The organism is Inquilinus sp., from assembly GCF_057815775.1.
The window spans coordinates 1-4,152 of the sequence record NZ_JBYRFX010000431.1; the positions used below are offsets into that span (position 1 = coordinate 1).

The 4,152-nt window shown below is 67.3% G+C and carries 4 protein-coding genes; all 4 read left to right on the forward strand.

The annotated features are described in order from the left end of the window. On the forward strand, nt 1-785 hold a 785-nt coding region (locus tag AC3XYG_RS15330; protein WP_489140708.1), incomplete at its 5' end, for a PQQ-dependent sugar dehydrogenase. Nucleotides 786-859: 74 nt separating this feature from the next. Then, entirely contained in the window at nt 860-1,966 is a 1,107-nt protein-coding gene (locus AC3XYG_RS15335; RefSeq protein ID WP_489140709.1) for an HlyD family secretion protein, read from the forward strand. A gap of 2 nt (nt 1,967-1,968) precedes the next feature. Continuing rightward, entirely contained in the window at nt 1,969-3,546 is a 1,578-nt protein-coding gene (locus tag AC3XYG_RS15340; RefSeq protein WP_489140710.1) for a DHA2 family efflux MFS transporter permease subunit, read from the forward strand. Between the two features lie 164 nt (nt 3,547-3,710). Beyond that, a partial coding sequence (locus AC3XYG_RS15345) for a phosphoketolase family protein (RefSeq protein ID WP_489140711.1) occupies nt 3,711-4,152 on the forward strand: 442 nt, incomplete at its 3' end.

A 4,152-nucleotide genomic window follows, 5' to 3' on the forward strand; every position in this document is an offset into this window, starting at 1 on the left:
ACACCAGCGGCGACACCAAGATCACCGCGGCCGGCATACCGCTCACGCCCCTCCCCGGAGGCCCGATCGACCATCACTGGACCAAGAGCCTCGTGGCCAGCCAGGACGGTTCGCTGCTCTATGTCGGCGTGGGCTCGAACAGCAACATCACCGAGAATGGCATGGAGGCGGAGAAGAACCGCGCCGCGATCTGGGAGGTCGACAGGGCAACCGGCCGCTGGCGCATCTTCGCAAGCGGCCTGCGCAATCCCAACGGGCTGAGCTGGGAGCCCGAAAGCGGCGCCCTGTGGGCCGTCGTGAACGAACGCGACGAACTGGGCCCCGACCTGGTGCCGGACTACATGACCTCGGTCAAGGATGGCGGCTTCTATGGCTGGCCCTACAGCTATTACGGCCAGCATCTCGATCCGCGCGTCCAGCCGCAGCGCCCCGATCTGGTCGAGAAGGCGATTGCCCCCGACTACGCGCTGAGTTCCCACGTCGCTCCCCTGGGGCTCACCTTCTATACGGCGGACAGCCTTCCCCAGAAGTATCGCGGCGGCGCCTTCGTCGGCGAACACGGCAGCTGGGATCGCGATCGCTTCAATGGCTACAAGGTGGTCTTCGTGCCGTTCAGCGGCGGGCGACCGAGCGGCAAGGCCGAGGATGTCGTCACCGGCTTCCTGAATTCGGAAGAGGCCGCCCGCGGCAGGCCGGTCGGGCTGGCCGTGGACAAATCCGGCGCCCTGCTGATCGCCGACGATGTCGGCAACACGGTGTGGCGCGTCTCGGCCGATTCCAACTGAGCGTCCCGCCAGCGGGCGGCGGACCGTCCGGCCGCCCCCGACCATGAGCCAGCGATCGGCGACAAGGCCCAGACATGGCACCAGATGAAGCGATCCGCCCGGATATCGCCGGGACCCCGGTCTCGCCGCCACCGGTCCCCGCAGCGGCGGACGACAGGCGCGGTTTCTTCGCCAAACACCGGCGCGCCATCCTCATCGGCCTGGTCGTGCTGGTGGTCGTGGTGGCTGCCGGCGTGGGCTGGTGGCTGTATGCCCGGAACTACGAGAGCACCGATGACGCTTTCATCGATGCCCGGACGGTGCCGATCAGCCCGCAGGTCAGCGGTGCCGTGGCCGAACTTCCCGTCACCGACAACCAACTGGTCGGGGCCGGCGCCGTGCTGGCCCGGATCGACGACCGCGACTATGCCGCCGCGCTGGCCCAGGCCCATGCCAAGGTCGACCAGAGCAAGGCCAGCGCGGCCGAGATCGCCGCCCAGATCGAATCCCAGAAGGCGAAGATCGAGCAGTCGCACCTGCAGGTGACTTCGGCCGAGGCCGGGCTGCAATTCGCCCAGGACGAGAACAAGCGCGCCCAGGATCTGGTGAAGACCGGCGCCGGCACGCAGCAGAAGGCCGACCAGTCCGGGACCGATCTGCGCCAGCGCCAAGCCGACACCGACAGCGCCGAGGCCGCCCTGACCTCCGCGGACAAGCAGCTCGGCGTGCTGCAGGCCCAGGCGCAGGGCGCCGCCGCCCAGCTGGAGCAGGACCAGGCGTCGCTGCAGCAGGCCCAGGCCAACCAGGACCGCACCGTGATCACCGCCCCGGTCGCCGGCCGCGTCGCCCAGCTGTCGGCGGCGAAGGGCACCTATGCCTCGCCCGGCAAGAGCCTGATGATGCTGGTACCGCGCGATGTCTGGGTCACCGCCAATTTCAAGGAAACCCAGCTCGACCTGATGCGGGCGGGGCAGCCGGTCTCGATCTCGGTCGATGCCTATCCCGACCAGGATTTCCCCGGCCATGTCGACAGCCTGCAGGCCGGCAGCGGCACCGCCTTCGCCCTGCTGCCGGCGGAGAACGCCACCGGCAACTATGTGAAGGTGGTGCAGCGGGTGCCGGTCAAGATCGTGTTCGACCACCCGCCCGACCTGGTGCTGGGACCCGGCATGTCGGTGGTGCCGACCGTGACGGTGCGCTGAGCATGGCGGGCGACACTCGGTCGGCCGCGGGTGGGCGCAATCCCTGGCTGATTGCCGGCGTTGTTTCGATCGCGACCTTCATGGAGGTGCTGGACACCTCGATCGCCAATGTCTCTTTGCGCCACATCGCCGGCAGCCTTGCCGCCTCGCAGGACGAGAGCACCTGGGTGATCACCAGCTATCTCGTCGCCAACGCCATCGTGCTGCCGATCAGCGGCTGGCTGTCCAACGTGGTCGGGCGCAAGCGCTTCTACATGATCTGCGTCGCCCTGTTCACGGTCAGCTCGCTGCTGTGCGGCATGGCCTCCAGCCTGGAGATGCTGATCTTCTGCCGGGTGCTGCAGGGGCTCGGCGGCGGCGGGCTGGCGCCGAGCGAACAGTCGATCCTGGCCGACAGCTTCCCGCCGGAGAAGCGGGCCCAGGCCTTCGGCATCTACGGCATCGCCGTGATCGTCGCCCCGACCTTCGGGCCGACCATCGGTGGCTGGATCACCGACAACTTCTCCTGGCACTGGATCTTCCTGATCAATGTGCCGATGGGCATCGCCTCGCTGGTGCTGGTGCAGTGGCTGCTGGTCGAACCGGACATCCTGAAGCGGGAGCGCCGGAAGGCCCTGGCCGGCGGGCTGAAGGTCGACTGGATCGGGCTCGTGCTGGTGGCGCTGTGGCTCGGCTGCCTCGAGGTCATGCTGGACAAGGGCCAGCGTGATGACTGGTTCGACTCGAGCTTCATCACGATCGTCACCGCGATCTCCTTCCTGTCCCTGGTCCTGCTGGTGCCGTGGGAGCTGTCGCGGAAGGAGCCGATTGTCGACATCCGGCTGGTGCTCACGCGCCAGTTCGGCACCACCTGCCTGGTGATGATGGCGGTCGGCGCCATCCTGTACAGCTCGACCCAGATCCTGCCGCAGCTGCTGCAGGAACAGTACGGCTACACCGCGACCTGGGCCGGGCTGGCGCTGATGCCCGGCGGGCTGGCCATGCTGCTGCTGATGCCGGTCTCGTCCCGGCTGACCAACATGATGCAGCCGAAATACCTGATCATGGGCGGCATGGCCCTGGTGGCGATGGGGCTGTGGCATTTCACGACCCTCTCGCCCGATGCGGATTTCCGGTATTTCGCCTGGTCGCGAGTGTTCCAGATGATCGGGCTGCCCTTCCTGTTCCTGCCGATCACCACCGCCTCCTACGCCGACCTGCCGCCCGAGAAGACCGGCCAGGCCTCGGCGATGATCAATGTGGCGCGCAACCTCGGCGGGTCGATCGGCGTGTCGCTGTCGACCACCCTGCTCGCCCGCAACGCCCAGGTGCACCAGACTTACCTGGCCGGCCATGCCTCGTCCTCGGCACTCGGCTACCAGCAGGGACTGGACCAGGCGACGGCGCATTTCATGGCGCAGGGGGCGGACCAGGCCTCGGCCCAGCAGCAGGCCTTCGACTGGATCGGCCAGCTGGTGCAGAGCCAAGCGTCGCTCCTGTCCTATATCGACGTGTTCCAGGCTTTGGCGATCCTTGCCCTGCTGATGGTGCCGGTCGCGCTGCTGCTGCGCAGCAGCAAGCCGTCCGGTGCCGCGCCTTGATCGACCGTGACCATCGGCCCCGTTGCCGTGCCGGCCAATCCTCCGCACACTGCCGGCCGAGTCCTTGAGCAGATGCGATCCCCGACCGGCGGAGCAGCGACAAGGCCGCCGACAGCACCCCATCCAGACACACACCGGCCACCGGCGTTGAGGAGGACTGCGGCATGTCGCCAGACATCCAGGACCAGGATTCGGCACTCGACAGGATCGACGCCTATTGGCGCGCGGCGAACTACCTGTCGGTCGGGCAGATCTATCTGCTGGACAACCCGCTGCTCGAGCAGCCGCTGACGATCCAGCACGTCAAGCCCAGGCTGCTCGGCCATTGGGGCACGACGCCGGGGCTGAACTTCATCTACGCGCATTTGAATCGGGCCATCCACAAGTACGAATTGAACGCCATGTACGTTGCGGGTCCGGGCCACGGCGGGCCGGCGCTGGTCGCGAATACTTACCTGGAAGGCACCTACAGCGAATATTACCCGGCGATCTCGCGCGACACGGCCGGCATGCAGCGGTTGTTCAAGCAGTTTTCATTTCCCGGCGGCATTCCCAGCCATGTCGCGCCGGAAACGCCCGGCTCCATTCATGAAGGCGGCGAACTGG